Origin of the sequence: Lysinibacillus sp. FSL M8-0216 (genome assembly GCF_038595555.1) — a bacterium.
In the GTDB taxonomy this organism is placed as follows: Bacteria; Bacillota; Bacilli; order Bacillales_A; family Planococcaceae; genus Lysinibacillus; species Lysinibacillus fusiformis.
The window spans coordinates 1,546,396-1,561,737 of sequence record NZ_CP152007.1; the positions used below are offsets into that span (position 1 = coordinate 1,546,396).

General features: G+C 39.6%; 14 protein-coding genes. 11 read left to right on the forward strand and 3 right to left on the reverse strand.

Annotated elements, in window-relative coordinates; genetic code table 11:
• The first annotated feature begins 158 nt into the window (after positions 1–158).
• From MKX57_RS07285 to MKX57_RS07305, 5 genes are all read left to right on the forward strand, one after another.
• Positions 159–926, forward strand: coding sequence for an isocitrate lyase/phosphoenolpyruvate mutase family protein (locus MKX57_RS07285; protein ID WP_089986578.1), 768 nt, complete (start codon positions 159–161; stop codon positions 924–926).
• A 25-nt stretch (positions 927–951) separates the two neighbouring features.
• Positions 952–1,509: an Ada metal-binding domain-containing protein gene (locus MKX57_RS07290; RefSeq protein WP_089986577.1), complete on the forward strand. Its 558-nt coding sequence runs from the start codon at positions 952–954 to the stop codon at positions 1,507–1,509.
• A 13-nt stretch (positions 1,510–1,522) separates the two neighbouring features.
• A complete protein-coding gene (locus MKX57_RS07295; protein ID WP_089986576.1) occupies positions 1,523–2,437 on the forward strand; it encodes a DNA-3-methyladenine glycosylase in 915 nt (304 codons plus the stop codon).
• Complete coding sequence (locus MKX57_RS07300) at positions 2,424–2,921, forward strand: methylated-DNA--[protein]-cysteine S-methyltransferase (protein ID WP_089986575.1); 498 nt, start codon at positions 2,424–2,426, stop codon at positions 2,919–2,921. The genes MKX57_RS07295 and MKX57_RS07300 overlap by 14 nt, the downstream gene beginning before the upstream one ends.
• Before the next feature lie 172 nt (positions 2,922–3,093).
• Positions 3,094–3,426, forward strand: a complete 333-nt coding sequence (locus tag MKX57_RS07305) for a DUF378 domain-containing protein (protein WP_008176610.1) — start codon at positions 3,094–3,096, stop codon at positions 3,424–3,426.
• A gap of 97 nt (positions 3,427–3,523) precedes the next feature.
• Here MKX57_RS07305 and MKX57_RS07310 read toward each other — a convergent pair whose 3' ends face one another.
• The 3 genes from MKX57_RS07310 to MKX57_RS07320 all read right to left on the reverse strand — a co-directional run bounded on the left by MKX57_RS07310 (position 3,524) and on the right by MKX57_RS07320 (position 7,758).
• Positions 3,524–5,044: a CoA-acylating methylmalonate-semialdehyde dehydrogenase gene (locus tag MKX57_RS07310; protein ID WP_342550874.1), complete on the reverse strand. Its 1,521-nt coding sequence runs from the start codon at positions 5,042–5,044 to the stop codon at positions 3,524–3,526.
• Between the two features lie 12 nt (positions 5,045–5,056).
• A complete protein-coding gene (locus tag MKX57_RS07315) occupies positions 5,057–6,418 on the reverse strand; it encodes an aspartate aminotransferase family protein (protein WP_089986573.1) in 1,362 nt (453 codons plus the stop codon).
• A 173-nt stretch (positions 6,419–6,591) separates the two neighbouring features.
• Positions 6,592–7,758 carry a PucR family transcriptional regulator gene (locus tag MKX57_RS07320; RefSeq protein WP_089986572.1) on the reverse strand — a complete coding sequence of 389 codons (1,167 nt, stop codon included), beginning with the start codon at positions 7,756–7,758 and terminating at the stop codon, positions 6,592–6,594.
• Between the two features lie 140 nt (positions 7,759–7,898).
• Between MKX57_RS07320 and MKX57_RS07325 the strand changes: the two genes are divergently transcribed.
• The 6 genes from MKX57_RS07325 (at position 7,899) to MKX57_RS07350 (ending at position 15,285) form a co-directional block, all read left to right on the forward strand.
• On the forward strand, positions 7,899–9,143 hold the full coding sequence (locus tag MKX57_RS07325) for a Zn-dependent hydrolase (RefSeq protein WP_089986571.1): 1,245 nt from the start codon (positions 7,899–7,901) through the stop codon (positions 9,141–9,143).
• A 44-nt stretch (positions 9,144–9,187) separates the two neighbouring features.
• Positions 9,188–10,591 carry a dihydropyrimidinase gene (gene hydA / locus MKX57_RS07330; RefSeq protein WP_043990169.1) on the forward strand — a complete coding sequence of 468 codons (1,404 nt, stop codon included), beginning with the start codon at positions 9,188–9,190 and terminating at the stop codon, positions 10,589–10,591.
• A gap of 97 nt (positions 10,592–10,688) precedes the next feature.
• Positions 10,689–12,056: an NAD(P)-dependent oxidoreductase gene (locus MKX57_RS07335; RefSeq protein WP_089986570.1), complete on the forward strand. Its 1,368-nt coding sequence runs from the start codon at positions 10,689–10,691 to the stop codon at positions 12,054–12,056.
• Between the two features lie 13 nt (positions 12,057–12,069).
• Positions 12,070–13,332, forward strand: a complete 1,263-nt coding sequence (preA, locus tag MKX57_RS07340) for an NAD-dependent dihydropyrimidine dehydrogenase subunit PreA (RefSeq protein WP_043990168.1) — start codon at positions 12,070–12,072, stop codon at positions 13,330–13,332.
• Between the two features lie 183 nt (positions 13,333–13,515).
• Entirely contained in the window at positions 13,516–15,033 is a 1,518-nt protein-coding gene (locus MKX57_RS07345; protein ID WP_043990166.1) for an NCS1 family transporter, read from the forward strand.
• A 45-nt stretch (positions 15,034–15,078) separates the two neighbouring features.
• Positions 15,079–15,285, forward strand: a complete 207-nt coding sequence (locus MKX57_RS07350; protein ID WP_089986569.1) for a hypothetical protein — start codon at positions 15,079–15,081, stop codon at positions 15,283–15,285.
• The last annotated feature ends 57 nt before the right edge of the window (positions 15,286–15,342 follow it).

Here is a 15,342-nt window from a genome sequence, read left to right on the forward strand (position 1 = left end):
AAGTTGAATAGCTACAACATTTGTTTAATTTTCTCTTTTTAGAAATTTAAGTTAATTGATACCTCCTTATTATAGACTATAACAGCAAGATTGAGGACGAAATAAATGGAAACTTCCTGATAATATGAGGTCTAGTAAATGATAGGGAGGCTTTCAATATGTCAAACATTCAGAAATTCAATGATTTACATGAATCGCAGGAGCTTTTATTTTTAGGGAATGCTTGGGATGTGTTATCAGCGCTCATATTAGAAAAAGCAGGTTTTCAGGCGATTGGTACAACTAGCTGGGGGATTGCGAATTCACTGGGCTATGCAGACGGGGAACTGATTGATTTTCAGCGTCATTTGGCCATTATTCAAGCTATAACAGAGCAAGTAAATATCCCCGTATCAGCGGATATTGAAGCGGGATATGGTCATGATGAACAAAGCATTATTGACAATGTGTTAAGGACGGCTGATGTTGGAGTAGCAGGAATTAATATTGAAGATTCATTCAAACATCAAGTAGGCTTAAGAAGTCTTACAGAACACTGTCATTTGCTTACAAATATGAGGTCTATGTTAGATAATCGTGGTTATCAAAATTTTTTTATTAATGCTAGAACAGATACGTATTTTCAAGTTGAACAGCCATATCAAGAAACGATGACTAGAGCAATGGTTTATGTCGAGAGCGGAGCAAGTGGTGTTTTTATCCCAGGCTTAACAAATGTGGATGAAATAAGAGCTATCACAAGCAATGTGGATGCACCGATCAATCTCCTTTCTTTACCAGGTTTAACAAATTGCCAAACATTAAAAGAATTAGGGGTAAGACGCATGAGTTTTGGCAATGCACTTTCGGATAAAATCATTGCCTATTTGACAGCGCATACTGCACAATTAGTAAAAGACCAAGATACTTCTTCTTTATATGTGTAATCTATGAAAATGAGGTGAGCCATTCGTGGACAATGCAATCCATTTATCCTTTGAGGAGAAGTGGGAAAAGATTATAGCCTGTGATCAAACCTATGATGGCCTATTTTATACGGCGGTTAAAACGACTAAAATTTATTGCCGTCCTTCCTGTAAATCAAGAAAGCCAAAAAAGATGAATGTTGATTTTTATGAATCTATTCAAGAAGTCGAGACAGCGGGCTATCGTGCATGTAAACGATGTCAGCCTGAAATCGAATGTTCACCGCATACACAATTGATTCAACAGGTAACAGCTTTTATCATTAGTGCGTATAAACAAAAGGTAACCTTGCAGGATATGGCAGAGCATGTTGGTATTAGTCCATTCCATCTTGAGCGACTATTTAAACAAGTGACAGCGGAGACGCCTCGAGCCTATCTTGAAAAAATAAGAATTGATAAGGCCGCTCACCTTTTAAAACATACAGACTATACAAATTTGGAAATTTGCTATGAAGTTGGGTTTCAAAGTCCGTCTAACTTCTATAAAGTGTTTCGACGATTAAAAAATTGCTCGCCCACACAATATCGAAATCTTTCATAGGAAGGGGAAGGCTATGAACTGGATGAATCACGCTCATTTTGTAGAAATCGAACCTCCAGCGGAATTTGATTTTACAGAGTGTTGGATGTTTTTAAAACGATCCAATCAAGAAATTCTCCACCAAATAAAAGAGGATGTTCTCTTTAAATTACTAAAAATAAAGGATCAGCTAATTTTATGTAGAATAAGTGAGCAAGCTTATAAAATGAAAGTAGAATTTCCGATGAATCAGCCATCACTCCATGACAGAGAAGGAATTGTACGCTATCTTATAGAATGGTTTGATTTAGAAACGGATTTAGCTTGTTTTTATCAGATGGCTAACAAGGATAATATTTTACAGCCATTGGCAGAAAAATATAGAGGATTACGTTTATTGGGAATACCTGACTTATTCGAGGCTCTCGTGTGGGCTATTATTGGACAGCAAATTCATTTAACGTTTGCCTATACACTTAAAAAGCGCTTCGTTGAACAATTTGGACACAGTGTTACCTTTGAAGGGGAAAGCCACTGGTTATTTCCAACACCCGAAAAAATAGCTACTATTCAAGTGGAGGATTTAAGGAACCTTCAGTTTACGCAAAAAAAGGCAGAGTACATCATTGATATTGCGAAAAGTATAGCAAACGGTCAATTGACCAAAGAAATGCTACGCCAAAAAAAGGATTACGAGGACATGAAAAAAAGTTTAATGGCTATTCGGGGCATTGGGGCATGGACGGCTGACTATGTGTTAATGAAATCTTACCAAGAGCTATCTGCGTTTCCCATTGCAGATGTGGGTCTACATAATGCTCTAAAAAGGCAATTAGGGTTAGAACGAAAACCTACGATTGAGGAAATTACCCACTATTCGCAACATTGGCAAGGATGGCAGGCTTATGCAACTTTTTACTTATGGAGGTCACTATATGAAACAGTTTAAATTAGATTATAAATCACCGATTGGCATGATTGAAATCGAAGGAAATGAAGAAGCAATTGATGGCATTAATTTTGCAGAACGACAAGAGCTCATCCATGTTCCTCAACAAGACACACCTGCAGTGCTACTAGAATGTGCTAAGCAAATACATGAATATTTTATTGGTGAACGACATGAGTTTTCTTTTCCCTATGTTTTTAAAGGAACAGACTTTCAACAAGCCGTTTGGCATGCTTTACCTAGCGTAGGCTACGGTGAAACAGCTTCCTATAAAGATATTGCTGTGGCTATTCACAATGAAAAGGCAGTGAGAGCAGTTGGTAGTGCCAATGGTAAAAATAATATTAGTATCGTCGTTCCTTGTCATCGAATTATTGGTTCTAATGGATCTTTGACTGGATATGGTGGTGGAATGTGGCGTAAAGAATGGCTTCTTCAACATGAACAATCTCATCAATTAAAGGGCAATGCCAAAAAAGGCTAATTACACCTAGTCCATCTGGCCACCTCGACCTGTATAAAAAAGTGGTTATTGCAAAAAATAAGACCGTCAATATGGCGGTTTTAATGATTAGTCTTTATCATTTTATCGCTTCTTATGACACCTCTCTGCTAAAAAATTAGCTAGGAGTAAAAATGATAAAGGAGGTGTACTCATGAGCGTGCTCTATAGAATCGCATTAGTGTTAGTCATTATAGGGGCAATCAACTGGGGACTCATTGGATTCTTTAGGTTTGATTTAGTGGCTTATTTATTTGGCGGGCAAACAGCGGTTTTATCGCGATGGATTTACGCACTAGTCGGAATCGCTGGTTTAATTACTTTACCAATTTTGGTGAAGCGATTTGAAGACGAGGAAGACATAGATACTTATACGCGTATCGATCGAAATCCTAGCTATGGCATGGAGGCTGGGGAAGAAGCGGATTTCACTGAAGTAAAGAAGACAACTGAAGTGAAAAAAGTGGACAAGAAAGACAATATGTAAGCTTATGATAAAAACTGGTGGCCATATTTGGTTCGTCAGTTTTTTTCAAATAGGTGAAAAACTTGCGTAGTCCATTTAATGACTACGCAAGTTATCTTTATGCTTGATTGCTTGGGAAGGCAAAGGATGATGTAGTGTCATGATCTTGTGTGATCCATTTTTCTGAAATGGTCTTTGTTTTTGTAAAGAAGCGTACTTGATCTGGTCCAAACATATGTCCCTCACCAAATCTTGAGCGTTTCCAGCCACCAAAATTATGATAGCCTACTGGAATGGGGATAGGTACGTTCACGCCAACCATCCCTACTTCAATTTCAGTGGTGAATTTACGAGCAGCTGCACCATCATTCGTAAAAATTGTCACGCCATTACCCAGTTCATGTGCATTGATTAAGGCAATCGCTTCATCCAATGAATCCACACGAACCATATTGCGGGCTGGTCCAAAAACCTCCTGCTCATAAATTTCCATACCTGGTTTAACATGATCGAGGAGAGTAGGACCTAGATAAAACCCTTTTGATTGTTTGGCAATTTCCGGATGTCGTCCATCACAAACAATGGTTGCGCCTTCCTGTAGGCTACGATCAATATAGCCAATAATCGTTTCCTTCGAATGCTCTGTAATAACTGGACCGAAATCAACGTCGGGGTCTGTATAAGGTCCCACTTTTAATTTGGCAATTTTATCAGCTAGGATCGTGACTAATTTATTTGCCGTATCCTCCCCTATAGGGATAATGGTAGAGATTGCCATACACCGTTGAGAAGCTGCCCCATAGGCTGCACCTAAAAAGGCATTTGCGACCTGCTCTAAATCAGCGTCTTGCATGACAACCATATTATTTTTCCCACCGCCAAGCGCAGTCACACGTTTCCCATGTTTAGAAGCCGTGACGTAAATAGCTTCTGCAACAGGAGTGGACCCTACAAAGGAAACTGCTTCAATTAGTGGGTTGGATAGAAGCTCATTGACAGCATCTTTATCACCGTTAATGACCGTCCATACGCCTTCTGGTAAGCCTGCCTTTGTCCATAGCTCTGATATATATAGCGCAGAACAAGGGACACGCTCGGATGGCTTTAAAATTACACAGTTTCCAACAGCGACAGCCATGCTTGTAATGGCTAGTGGGACCATAACAGGAAAGTTAAACGGTGAAATGGCAGCCACTATGCCTAATGGTGCTTTTGTGGAATAAGCATTAATTTGACCACCCACATTAACGGAATACTCACCTTTTAGTAAGTGTGGGGCATTGATGGCTAAATCAACCGATTCTAAACCACGTGTAATCTCGCCCTTCGCATCTTCTTTGGTTTTGCCGCTTTCCTTACAAATCATATCGATGAGTTCATCCATATTGTCTGTCAGTAATTGTCGAAACTTGAGCATTATTTCTGCTCGTTTCCCAACGGATAATGCGCGCCATGCAGGGAATGCTTTTTGGGCAGCATTGATCGCTTCTTTTACCTCTTCTTGTGTTGCTAGGGGAACTCGCGCAATGACAGAACCCGTGCTTGGATTGTATACATCAGAAAAATGTCCACTTTTTCCTAAAACAGTTTGTCCATTAATGAAATGGCCTAATTCTTGAATATCCGTATTCGTTATCATTGAGCTGTCCTCCTACAATTTTATAGCATGTAAGGCTTGTGTGAATTTTTCCACAAGGAAGTTAATCTCCTCAGAGGAGACGATTAGTGGAGGAGATAGCGTTAAAACATTATTGTAGCCTGCAACAGTTACACCGTTCTTGCCAATAATTAGCCCCTGCTCCTTACATTGCGCAATAACCTTATTAACGAGTGTGACATCTAGTGGGGCTTTGCTCTTTTTGTCTTGTACAAGCTCTATACCGATCAAAAGCCCTTTTCCACGAATATCCCCGACATATGGATGTTCCTTTAATTGCTCTTGTAAAGTTTTAAGGAGCGTTTCTCCTAACGTAGCGGAATAGTTAAATAAATTTTCCTCTTCCATTATTTCAATATTTTTTAATGCTACGGCACAAGCAGCTGGCGAGCCACCAAAGGTGTTAACATGGCGGAAGAAATCATAATCGTCATTCCCTGCAAAAGCCTCATAAATTTCACGTCGAACAGCAGTAGCAGATAGTGGCATATAAGCGCTTGTTAAGCCTTTAGCCATTGTCACAATATCAGGTTGTATGCCGTAGTTTTGGAAACCAAAAGCTTTGCCTGTACGCCCAAAGCCACAAATCACTTCATCCACAATTAATAATGCACCATGTTTTTCACAAACTGCTTTAACCCCTTGTAAGTAATTCTCATGGGGCATGATCACACCGCCGCCAGTAATGATTGGCTCCATAATGACAGCAGCAATAGAATCAGACATTTCCCAGGTCATGACATGGTCGATCGCTTGCACAGATGGCAATGCACATGGATCTTTACTTTTAATATGGTCTTCATTGGCACGATACGAATCAGGTGGCGTGACATGGATAAAACCAGGTGCCAATGGCTCATATTTGTATTTTCGCTGAGCTTGTCCAGTTGCCGCTAAAGCCCCCATTGAGCTCCCGTGATAAGCACGATAACGAGAAATAATCTTCGTTCTATTGACATGTCCTTTTTGTTGATGATACTGTCGAGCGATTTTGAAGGCAGCTTCATTCGCTTCAGAACCACTGTTCGAGTAAAAGACGACATAATCATCTCCTAATAGTTCACTAATCTTTTCACTTAATTGAATGGCAGGGATATGTCCAACAGATAACGGTGTATACGTATTTTCTAGTAATTGATCATAGGCAACTTTAGCAATTGCCTCTCGACCATAACCAACATTTACACACCATAAGCCTGCCATAGCATCTAAATAGCGTTTTCCTTCAGTGTCGGTAATCCAGGCACCCTTAGAAGATTGGACAATCATCGTTGCTTTTGGGTTGTATGGCTTCATGGAGTGCCATACAAATTGTTCATCTTTGACTTGCCAATTTGGTCTTGTTACATTGGTCACTACATTCACTCCTTAAACAAGTAATGGCTGAACATGCATACGTCTTAAGTCAGATGTGGACAATAAAAATGCAAAGTCGTCCCCATTTGTACTTTATATGTATGCCTTACCAGTTTTAGAAGGAATATTTTGTGATAGAAAATTCTGATAATTAAATGACTACATAGCCATTATTAATGTGTTAAAACATCCTCTATTAAAAAGGCAATATACAAATTTGTCTTAGTAAAGGGATTACTCAAGTCCATATCTAAAAGCATTTCAATTTTTTTTATTTTATAAAGAACCGTGTTGCGATGAATAAACTGACGCTCACTAATCCTACTTGTACTGCCGTTTTCCTCAAGAAAAATGCGTAAAAATGGTACATAATCTGTGTTGTGCACATCATCATAGTGGTAGAGATGACCAAGAATATCCTGGCTGAAGGATTTCATGAGTGCTTGATTTTGCACAGCCATAATAATTTTATAGGCACCTATTTCTTTATATTTATATAAAAAACGATTGTTGTGGAGCTGCGCTAAATGAATGACCGTTAATGATTCATCATAGCTTTTTCGGACATTTTCAAGCTCTTTATGATAGTTGCCTTTTCCAATAATCATATCCAAGCAACCATTTTTTAACGTAATTTTTTCATAGATTTCTTCAACGATTTTTGAGAAGGGTATATTTGGTGTATTGATCTGTGTTTTATCAATTAAAAAGATGAGGTAGTTTTTATGTTTTAATTTTAAGAAGCGTTGATAGCGATTTTGAAAAGCGAACTGCACCAATACCTCATATCGATCAATGGAGGCTTGAGTGCCGACTGTTGTGCAAGTAATGATGGCTAATTCTCTTCCTTGAGGAAAACCAAGCTGTGCTAGTTGATCCTTCATGCTGTTAGCGTTTTGTTTGTAATGGAATAATAAATTGAACAGAACTTTTTCTTCCATGGATAGCTCCTGATGGTGGTTGGCGATAAACTGAAAGGTCGTTTTTAATAGATCGGCAATTCGATAATTCCATGGCATTTGAAAAATAGGGAAATCATATTGATTGGCAAATGAGATGACGGCCTCTGGAATATTAGGAATGAATGGACCTGTATTAATAATAAAACCAGCTACTTTTTTGGCGTAGGCTTGTTTCACAAGTTGTTCTAATGAATTTACATCTGCATTTAAATGAATACCAGTTGTGACGACTAATTCATTGGGTCTACAAAACATGATTAAATCATTGCTTTCAACAACATTAATACCAGTAACTCTTCGATACGTACCACTATGTCCAGCGACTAATGTGAGCATTGGGAATTGAACTCCCTCCACGATTTTACGAATCGTACCCATATTCCCCCCCCTTAATTATGAACATAACTTACCATATATGATGTGCAGTTGCACATATTTTTTTAGTTTTCTATCCATATCTCTCAAATTTTATCTATTTTAGAATGTTTAATAACTACTGTGAAAGAGAGGACTTGCATATGTATAAATGTAATAGTAGACGATTGCGAGAGTTAATTGAACAATTTAGTCAATTTGGGGCTACTGAAAATGGTGGCGTCACACGTTTGTCTCTTTCGGATGAGGATGTATTAGCACGAAACTATTTTTGTGAGTGTTGTGAAGCTTTAGGTATGGATATTCATGTGGATGATATGGGCAATATTTATGCGACTCTTGCTGGGAAAAAGGATGTGCCACCAATCGTTATGGGTTCCCATTTAGATTCGGTGGAAAAGGGTGGAAGATTCGATGGTGTATTAGGCATATTAACTGCTATCGAGGCAATACGAACGATTAAAGAAAATGAAATTGAAGTGGATATTCCGCTCATGATTGTCAATTTTACGAATGAAGAAGGGGCTCGTTTTGACCCAGCAATGATGAGTTCGGGGGTTATCACCTCGAAATTTGACAAAGAAAAGATGCTACAATCCACAGATAAAAATGGTGTTCGTTTCCACGAAGCGTTACAAGCAAGTGGGTATGAGGGAGAGCAAGCCAATCGTCTGAAGGAAGCACTTGCTTATATCGAATTGCATATTGAGCAAGGGCCAGTGTTAGAAGCGAAACAACATGAAATTGGGGTTGTAGAAGGTGTGCTTGGCATGGTTTGCTACGAAATTACAATTACAGGGCAATCGAATCATGCTGGTACGACTCCCATGACAATGCGGAAAGACCCAATGATTGTTGCCTCAACGATCATAACTGAGTTACATGAGCAATTAGGAAAGATTGATGAGCAATTAGTGTTTACATTTGGCCGTCTGAATGTTTCGCCAAATATTCACACAGTCATCCCTAATCAGGTGACATTTACGATTGATTCTCGTCATCAAAATCCTGAGGTGATGGAACAAGTTGAGGATATTCTTCTTGCGCTACCCGAAACTGCAGGAGGATGTAATATCCACCCAGTAAAGTTATGGGGTAGGGAAACCGTGTATTTTGATACAGCTATTTGTAATGAGGTAGAAAGAGCCTGTCAGAGCTTCGGTTATACTGTACATCGCATGTTTAGTGGAGCAGGACACGATGCCCAGTATATGGCGAGTATGGTTCCATCGGCAATGATTTTTGTTCCAAGTATTCAAGGGAAGAGTCATTGTGAGGAAGAGAAAACAACCTTTGAGGATTGTGCAAAGGGAGCAGATATTTTGCTAGAAACGGTTCTAACGCTACAAACAAAATTTAGTATGGGCGAAACTTATACATTGCATTAAACATGAAGTATTCTCTAATTTTGTGATGAAGGGTGAGGGGCACAGTGAAAAAAATGATTAAAGGTGGAAGAGTAGCAACTGCTGCGGATGCATATGAGGCAGATATTTTAATAGATAATGGCAAGATTGTGCAAATCGGGCAAAATTTAAGTGAGGATGGCGCTGAAATCATTGATGCAACTGGGAAATATGTGTTGCCAGGGGGGATTGATCCTCATACGCATTTAGATATGCCATTCAATAATACAGTGACAGATGATGATTGGAAGTCAGGAACGATTGCGGCGGCTTTTGGTGGGACAACCACTATTTTAGATTTTTGTTTAACAGCTGGTGAAGAAAAATTGTCAGCGGCCGTAGAAAGATGGCATGACAAAGCCAAAGGAAAGTCTGCTATTGATTATGGTTTCCATTTAATGATTGGTGATTTAACGCCTGAAACCGAAGCCGAATTACCTCAAATTTTAGAGCAAGAGGGAATTACCTCTGTCAAAGTCTTTATGGCATATGCTAAAGAGTTCCAGGCTTCAGATCGAACACTTTTTAAGGCGTTTAAAATTGCCAAAGATCTTGGAGCATTGGTGATGGTCCATTGTGAAAATGGCTCTGTGATTGATGAACTTGTCGAGGAAGCAAGACGTGCAGGCCATAAGGAGCCGATTTATCATGCATTAACACGTCCGGCTGAATTAGAGGGAGAGGCAACAAAACGTGCCATCGAATTAGCGCATATTGCTGGAGCAAAGCTATATGTAGTGCATGTAACATGTAAAGAAGCGGTGGATGAAATTATTGCTGCTCGTGAAAAGGGCTATGACGTCTATGGTGAAACATGTCCACCCTATTTAACACTTGATCAATCAGCTCTTGCCCAGCCAGGCTTTGAAGGAGCCAAGTATGTTTGGTCACCTCCTCTTCGCCCGAAATATCATCAAGAACATTTATGGAATGCCCTAAAGGCGAAACAGCTTCAGACAATTGGCTCTGACCAATGCTCCTTTAGCTTTAAGGGTAAAAAACAGTTAGGCCTAAATGATTTCTCAAAAATTCCAAATGGAGGGCCTTTCATTGAGGATCGTTTCAGTATTTTATATTCTGAAGGCGTTGCCAAAGGTAGAATTTCGATTCATGAATTTGTCGATATGATTTCAACAAGTGCTGCAAAAATATTTGGTTTATTCCCGCAAAAGGGAACAATCGCCATCGGCTCTGATGCAGATATCGTTATTTTTGATCCAGAGGCAAAACGCCAAATTTCGGCTAAAACACATCATATGAACGTCGACTATAACCCATATGAGGGATGGGAAGTGACTGGCGAGCCTGTTAGTGTGCTAGTACGTGGCGAATATGTCATTAAAAATAAAGAATTTGTTGGTGTACTAGGTAGCGGACAATATATTAAACGTCCATTAAAAACAGTAGCTGCGGAAGCCTTGAAGATTTAGCTTCCTTCAGTTTAGGACCGATTGTTTTGGCTGGAGAACAAAACAATCGGTCTCGTAATTGGTGCACGGAAAAAAGAACACATGAGGGGGATGTGGAATGGTTCCGATTCAAGAAAATGCGATGACCTTGCAGCTTAAACGTAATTTTGTGGAATTAAAAAACAAGATGACAAAGAATGAGGCTATTGAGGAAGCCAATCGTTGTCTTTATTGTTATGACGCACCATGTATTAAAGCTTGTCCGACAAGTATTCAAATTCCAAATTTCATAAAAAAAATCGCATCTGGTAATATGAAGGGCTCTGCTACGACTATATTAGAAGCAAATCCTATTGGTGCAAGCTGTGCAAGGGTTTGTCCAACGGAAGAATTATGCGAAGGAGCGTGTGTCTTAAATTCTTCAACAAAGCCAATCAAAATTGGGGAGTTACAGCGTTATGCAACGGATTGGGCAATGGAAACGAATGCTCAGCTATTTAAACAGGGGCCAAGTAATGGTCATAAGGTAGCCATTATTGGAGCTGGTCCTGCTGGTTTATCGGCTGCACGTGAACTAAGTCGTTTTGGCTATCAAGTAACTATCTATGAGGCTGAAGCGAAGGCAGGTGGCTTAGGTAGTTTTGGTATTGTAGCGTTCCGATTACCTAATGATGTTGTTGATTGGGAAGTCGAGCAAATTGAACAGCTTGGAGTGGATATTCAAACTAATATGACGGTTGGCGTCGATATTACTGCCGATGAAATTTTGGGAGAATATGACCATGTTATTTTAGCTGTCGGTATGGGGGCTGTTCCCAATCTAGGCATTGAGGGAGAAGATTTAGATGGTGTCCACGATGCTATTGAGTTTGTCAGAAAAACAAAAATGGGGCCGCTTACAAATGAGATTGTAGGAAAACGTGTTGCTGTTATTGGTGCCGGAAATACAGCGATAGACGGTGCTACAAGTGCAGTGCGTTTAGGGGCAGAGAATGTCCAAATACTTTATCGAAGAACGCAAAAAGAAATGACTGCCTATCAATTTGAATATGAATTTGCGAAGCAGGATGGTGTGGAATTTAAATGGCTCACAGCACCAAAGAAGATTATTGGCAATGAGGATGGCAGGGTAACAGGTATTGAATGCGTGAAAATGAAGCTTGGTGAACCTGGGCCTGATGGTCGACAAAGACCAGAGGAATTACAGGGCTCTAATTTTATTATTGAAGTGGATGCGGTCATTAAAGCCATTGGGCAAACTCGTTTTGTTTCATTAATTGAAGCATTTGGTTTAGCCCATACAAATGGCGTTGTTGATATAGATGAGACGACGATGCAAACGTCCAATGACAAAGTGTTTGCATGTGGAGACGTTGTCTTTGGCAATGGACAGGGAGAAGCGATGGTGGTGACTGCTGTACAGCAAGGAAAAGATGCAGCATACAAGATTCACGAACGTTTAAGAAAACCAAGTGAGATTGCATAAAGGGGGAACTTACATGGCAGACTTACGCATTAACTTAGCAGGCATCCAATCGCCGAATCCATTTTGGTTGGCATCCGCACCGCCTACAAATTCTGGTTATCAGGTACAACGCGCATTTGAAGCAGGATGGGGTGGTGCTGTATGGAAAACATTGGGGGATCCAATTTTAAATGTATCCTCCCGTTTTGCGGCTGTTAGTTTTAACGGCCAGCGTGTAGCGGGCTTCAATAATATTGAATTAATTACAGATCGACCGTTAGAAGTAAATTTACAAGAAATTTATGAGACAAAAAAGAAATTTCCTAATCACGCGATTATAGCCTCTTTAATGGTGGAGCCAAAGCAAGAAAAGTGGCATGAAATCGTAAAACGTGTAGAAGATGTGGGGGTTGATGGTCTTGAGCTTAACTTTGGTTGTCCACATGGGATGGCAGAGCGAGGCATGGGTTCTGCCTCTGGTCAAGTCCCTGAACTGGTGGAAAAACAAACGTACTGGGTAAAGGAAGCGGCACGTACACCTGTTATTGTGAAATTAACACCAAACATTACGGATATTACAGTTACGGCAGAAGCAGCTAAAAGAGGTGGAGCAGATGCCATAAGTATGATAAACACGATCAATAGTTTGGCAGGTGTAGATTTAGATACTTGGAATACAGTTCCTCATGTTGCTGGTAAAGGGGCGCATGGTGGCTATTGTGGTCCAGCTGTAAAGCCGATTGCACTCAATATGGTAGCAGAATGTGCTCGTAATCCATTAGTCAATGTACCGATTTCGGGCATTGGCGGAATTTCTAATTGGCAGGATGCCGCAGAATTTATATTAATGGGTGCAACAGGCGTTCAAGTTTGTACAGCAGCGATGCACCATGGCTTTAGTATTGTGGAGGATATGATTGATGGGTTGAACAATTATTTAGACGATAAAGGTTTAGCTTCCGTCATGGACTTAGTAGGTCGCTCCGTTTCAAGATATTCAAACTGGGGTGATTTAGACTTAAATTATAAAATTGTCGCAGAAATTAATAATGATGTTTGTATTAATTGTAACAAGTGTCATATTGCTTGCGAGGATACGTCACATCAATGTATTGATCTTTATACAGAAAATGGACGTCCATTGCTAAAAGTTCGTGAAGAAGACTGCGTTGGTTGTAATCTATGCTCTATTGTTTGTCCAGTAGATGGTGCCATTTCTATGGTTGAACGTAAATCAACCGTTCCACCGATGACATGGAATGAACGCCAATCGCTCATTAGCAGTCTCTCAAAATAAAGACTTTTCATCTTTATTCAGTAGTAGACATTTATAGGGATGAGCTATAGCCTATCGAACACCAACTGAATGAAGATAAATGAATAAAATCGAAATTCCACCTTCCTTCATCAAGTGGCGATGGAGGAGGGAAAAACTTCAAGTAGGTTGTCACGGAAATTAGAAAAAAAGGAGAGAAACTTTATGGAACGTGAAGGGAATTATTTAAAATCCCCAGATTTACTTCCAGTGACACATCAACAAAGAAATATTGGAACATTTGGTTTTGCGGTGATTTGGATAGGGATGGCGATTGTTTTAGCGGCTTTTGCAATTGGCGGTTCAGCCATTATGAATTTATCCTTACCTATGGTTATTTTAGCTACGTTGGTAGGTTCCTGTTTGATCGGTGTCTTTATGACGTTAATTGGTGATATAGGTATTGAGCATGGATTATCATTCCCTGTTTATATGCGTGCACCATTCGGCACATTTGGCACTCATATTCCTTCTCTTGTAAGGGGCATAACAGCCGCATGTTGGTTTGGTCTTAATACGTATTTTGGCGCATTAGCCATAAACGGCATTTTAAATTTATTGTTTGATTTTGATAATTGGTTCATTTGTTTCCTTGTATTTGCGGCGCTTCAGCTCTTTAATACATCACTCGGCATTAAGTCCATTGAGCGCTTCGCTGATCTAGCAGCGCCTGTCATTATTTTGATTTCTTGCTGGATGTATTACACATTAGCTGATAATGCTACGTCCCAAGGGAAAAATATATGGACGTGGGTAGAAACGCCAACAACGGGCTTTGCTGCCTTTACAGCTTTTATGGTAGTGGTCATGGCAAACATGGGCTTTTGGTCAACACTGGCAGCTGATATGCCATCATTATCTCGCTTTTTTAAAGCACCTAAAAATGAACGCAATTGGTTCAAACGGAATAAAACACAGCTCGTGGGCTCATTAATTGTTATGCCAATAACGAACACATTTATTGTTACAATTGGTGCAGTTTGTTATATGGCGGTAGCATCTGCTGACCCTATCAATGCTTTACAACAAAGTGCGAGTGGTTTTATTTTAGGTATCCTTTTGCTGATGATTGTTTTAGCACAATGGTCAACGAATACGTCTGCTAATGTCGTACCAGCAGCTACTATTTTCTCAAATATCGGTGGCCCCAAAGTACCTTTTTGGGTAGGGGTTGTTATTGCGGGGATTATTGGTATTCTTGCTCAACCATGGAATTTATTTGATGTAATGGTCAATGTTTTATTGATTATAGGTGGAATATTAACGGCGATTGTAGGGATTTTATTTGCGGATTATTATCTCATTCGCAAACGACGTGTACATGTCAAGGAACTCTATGAATTAGATGGGCAATTTAAATACTATAAAGGTTTTAATATCGCCGGGTTAGTGGCCTGGGTAATCGGTGGTGCTATCGCCAATATTTTTTCAACTTATTCTTCTTTAGTAGGGTTCTTTGTAGGAGCAATTGTCTATTATGTCTTAGCGAAGTATTGGTGGTTTAAAAAATACCCTCAAGCAGAGCTAGTAGATCCAAGTGATGCGAAGTATTTAGGTATTACAGTCGGACATAATTTGGATGAATTATTTGGCCAACAAGCACATGCGCCACTGACAGATCAAGAGGAAGATGAGCTAGTGGAGCAACCAGACCCTCTGCTAGAAATAAAAGGTGCCGAATAAGTGACACTACATCAAGACATTTTCAAATGAAGGTGAGGTGATGGCATGTCTGAATTCCAACAAAGCAAAGAGGAAATCCAAAAAGTGGATCTTTATTTAGATAGCGGCTTTAAAATCAAATATGTCTACGAAAATTTAAGTGGGATGTTTGTAGAATTTGCTCGTCAGGAAGAAGTGACCTTACTACAAATTCTAACGGCAGATGCACGAAAGTATTTCACAGCAAAATTACAGGAACAAACCTTACTATAATAACGAAGTAACCTCTATTTCATTCGCCAAGGATGGATAGAGGTTTTTTGTTTGCCA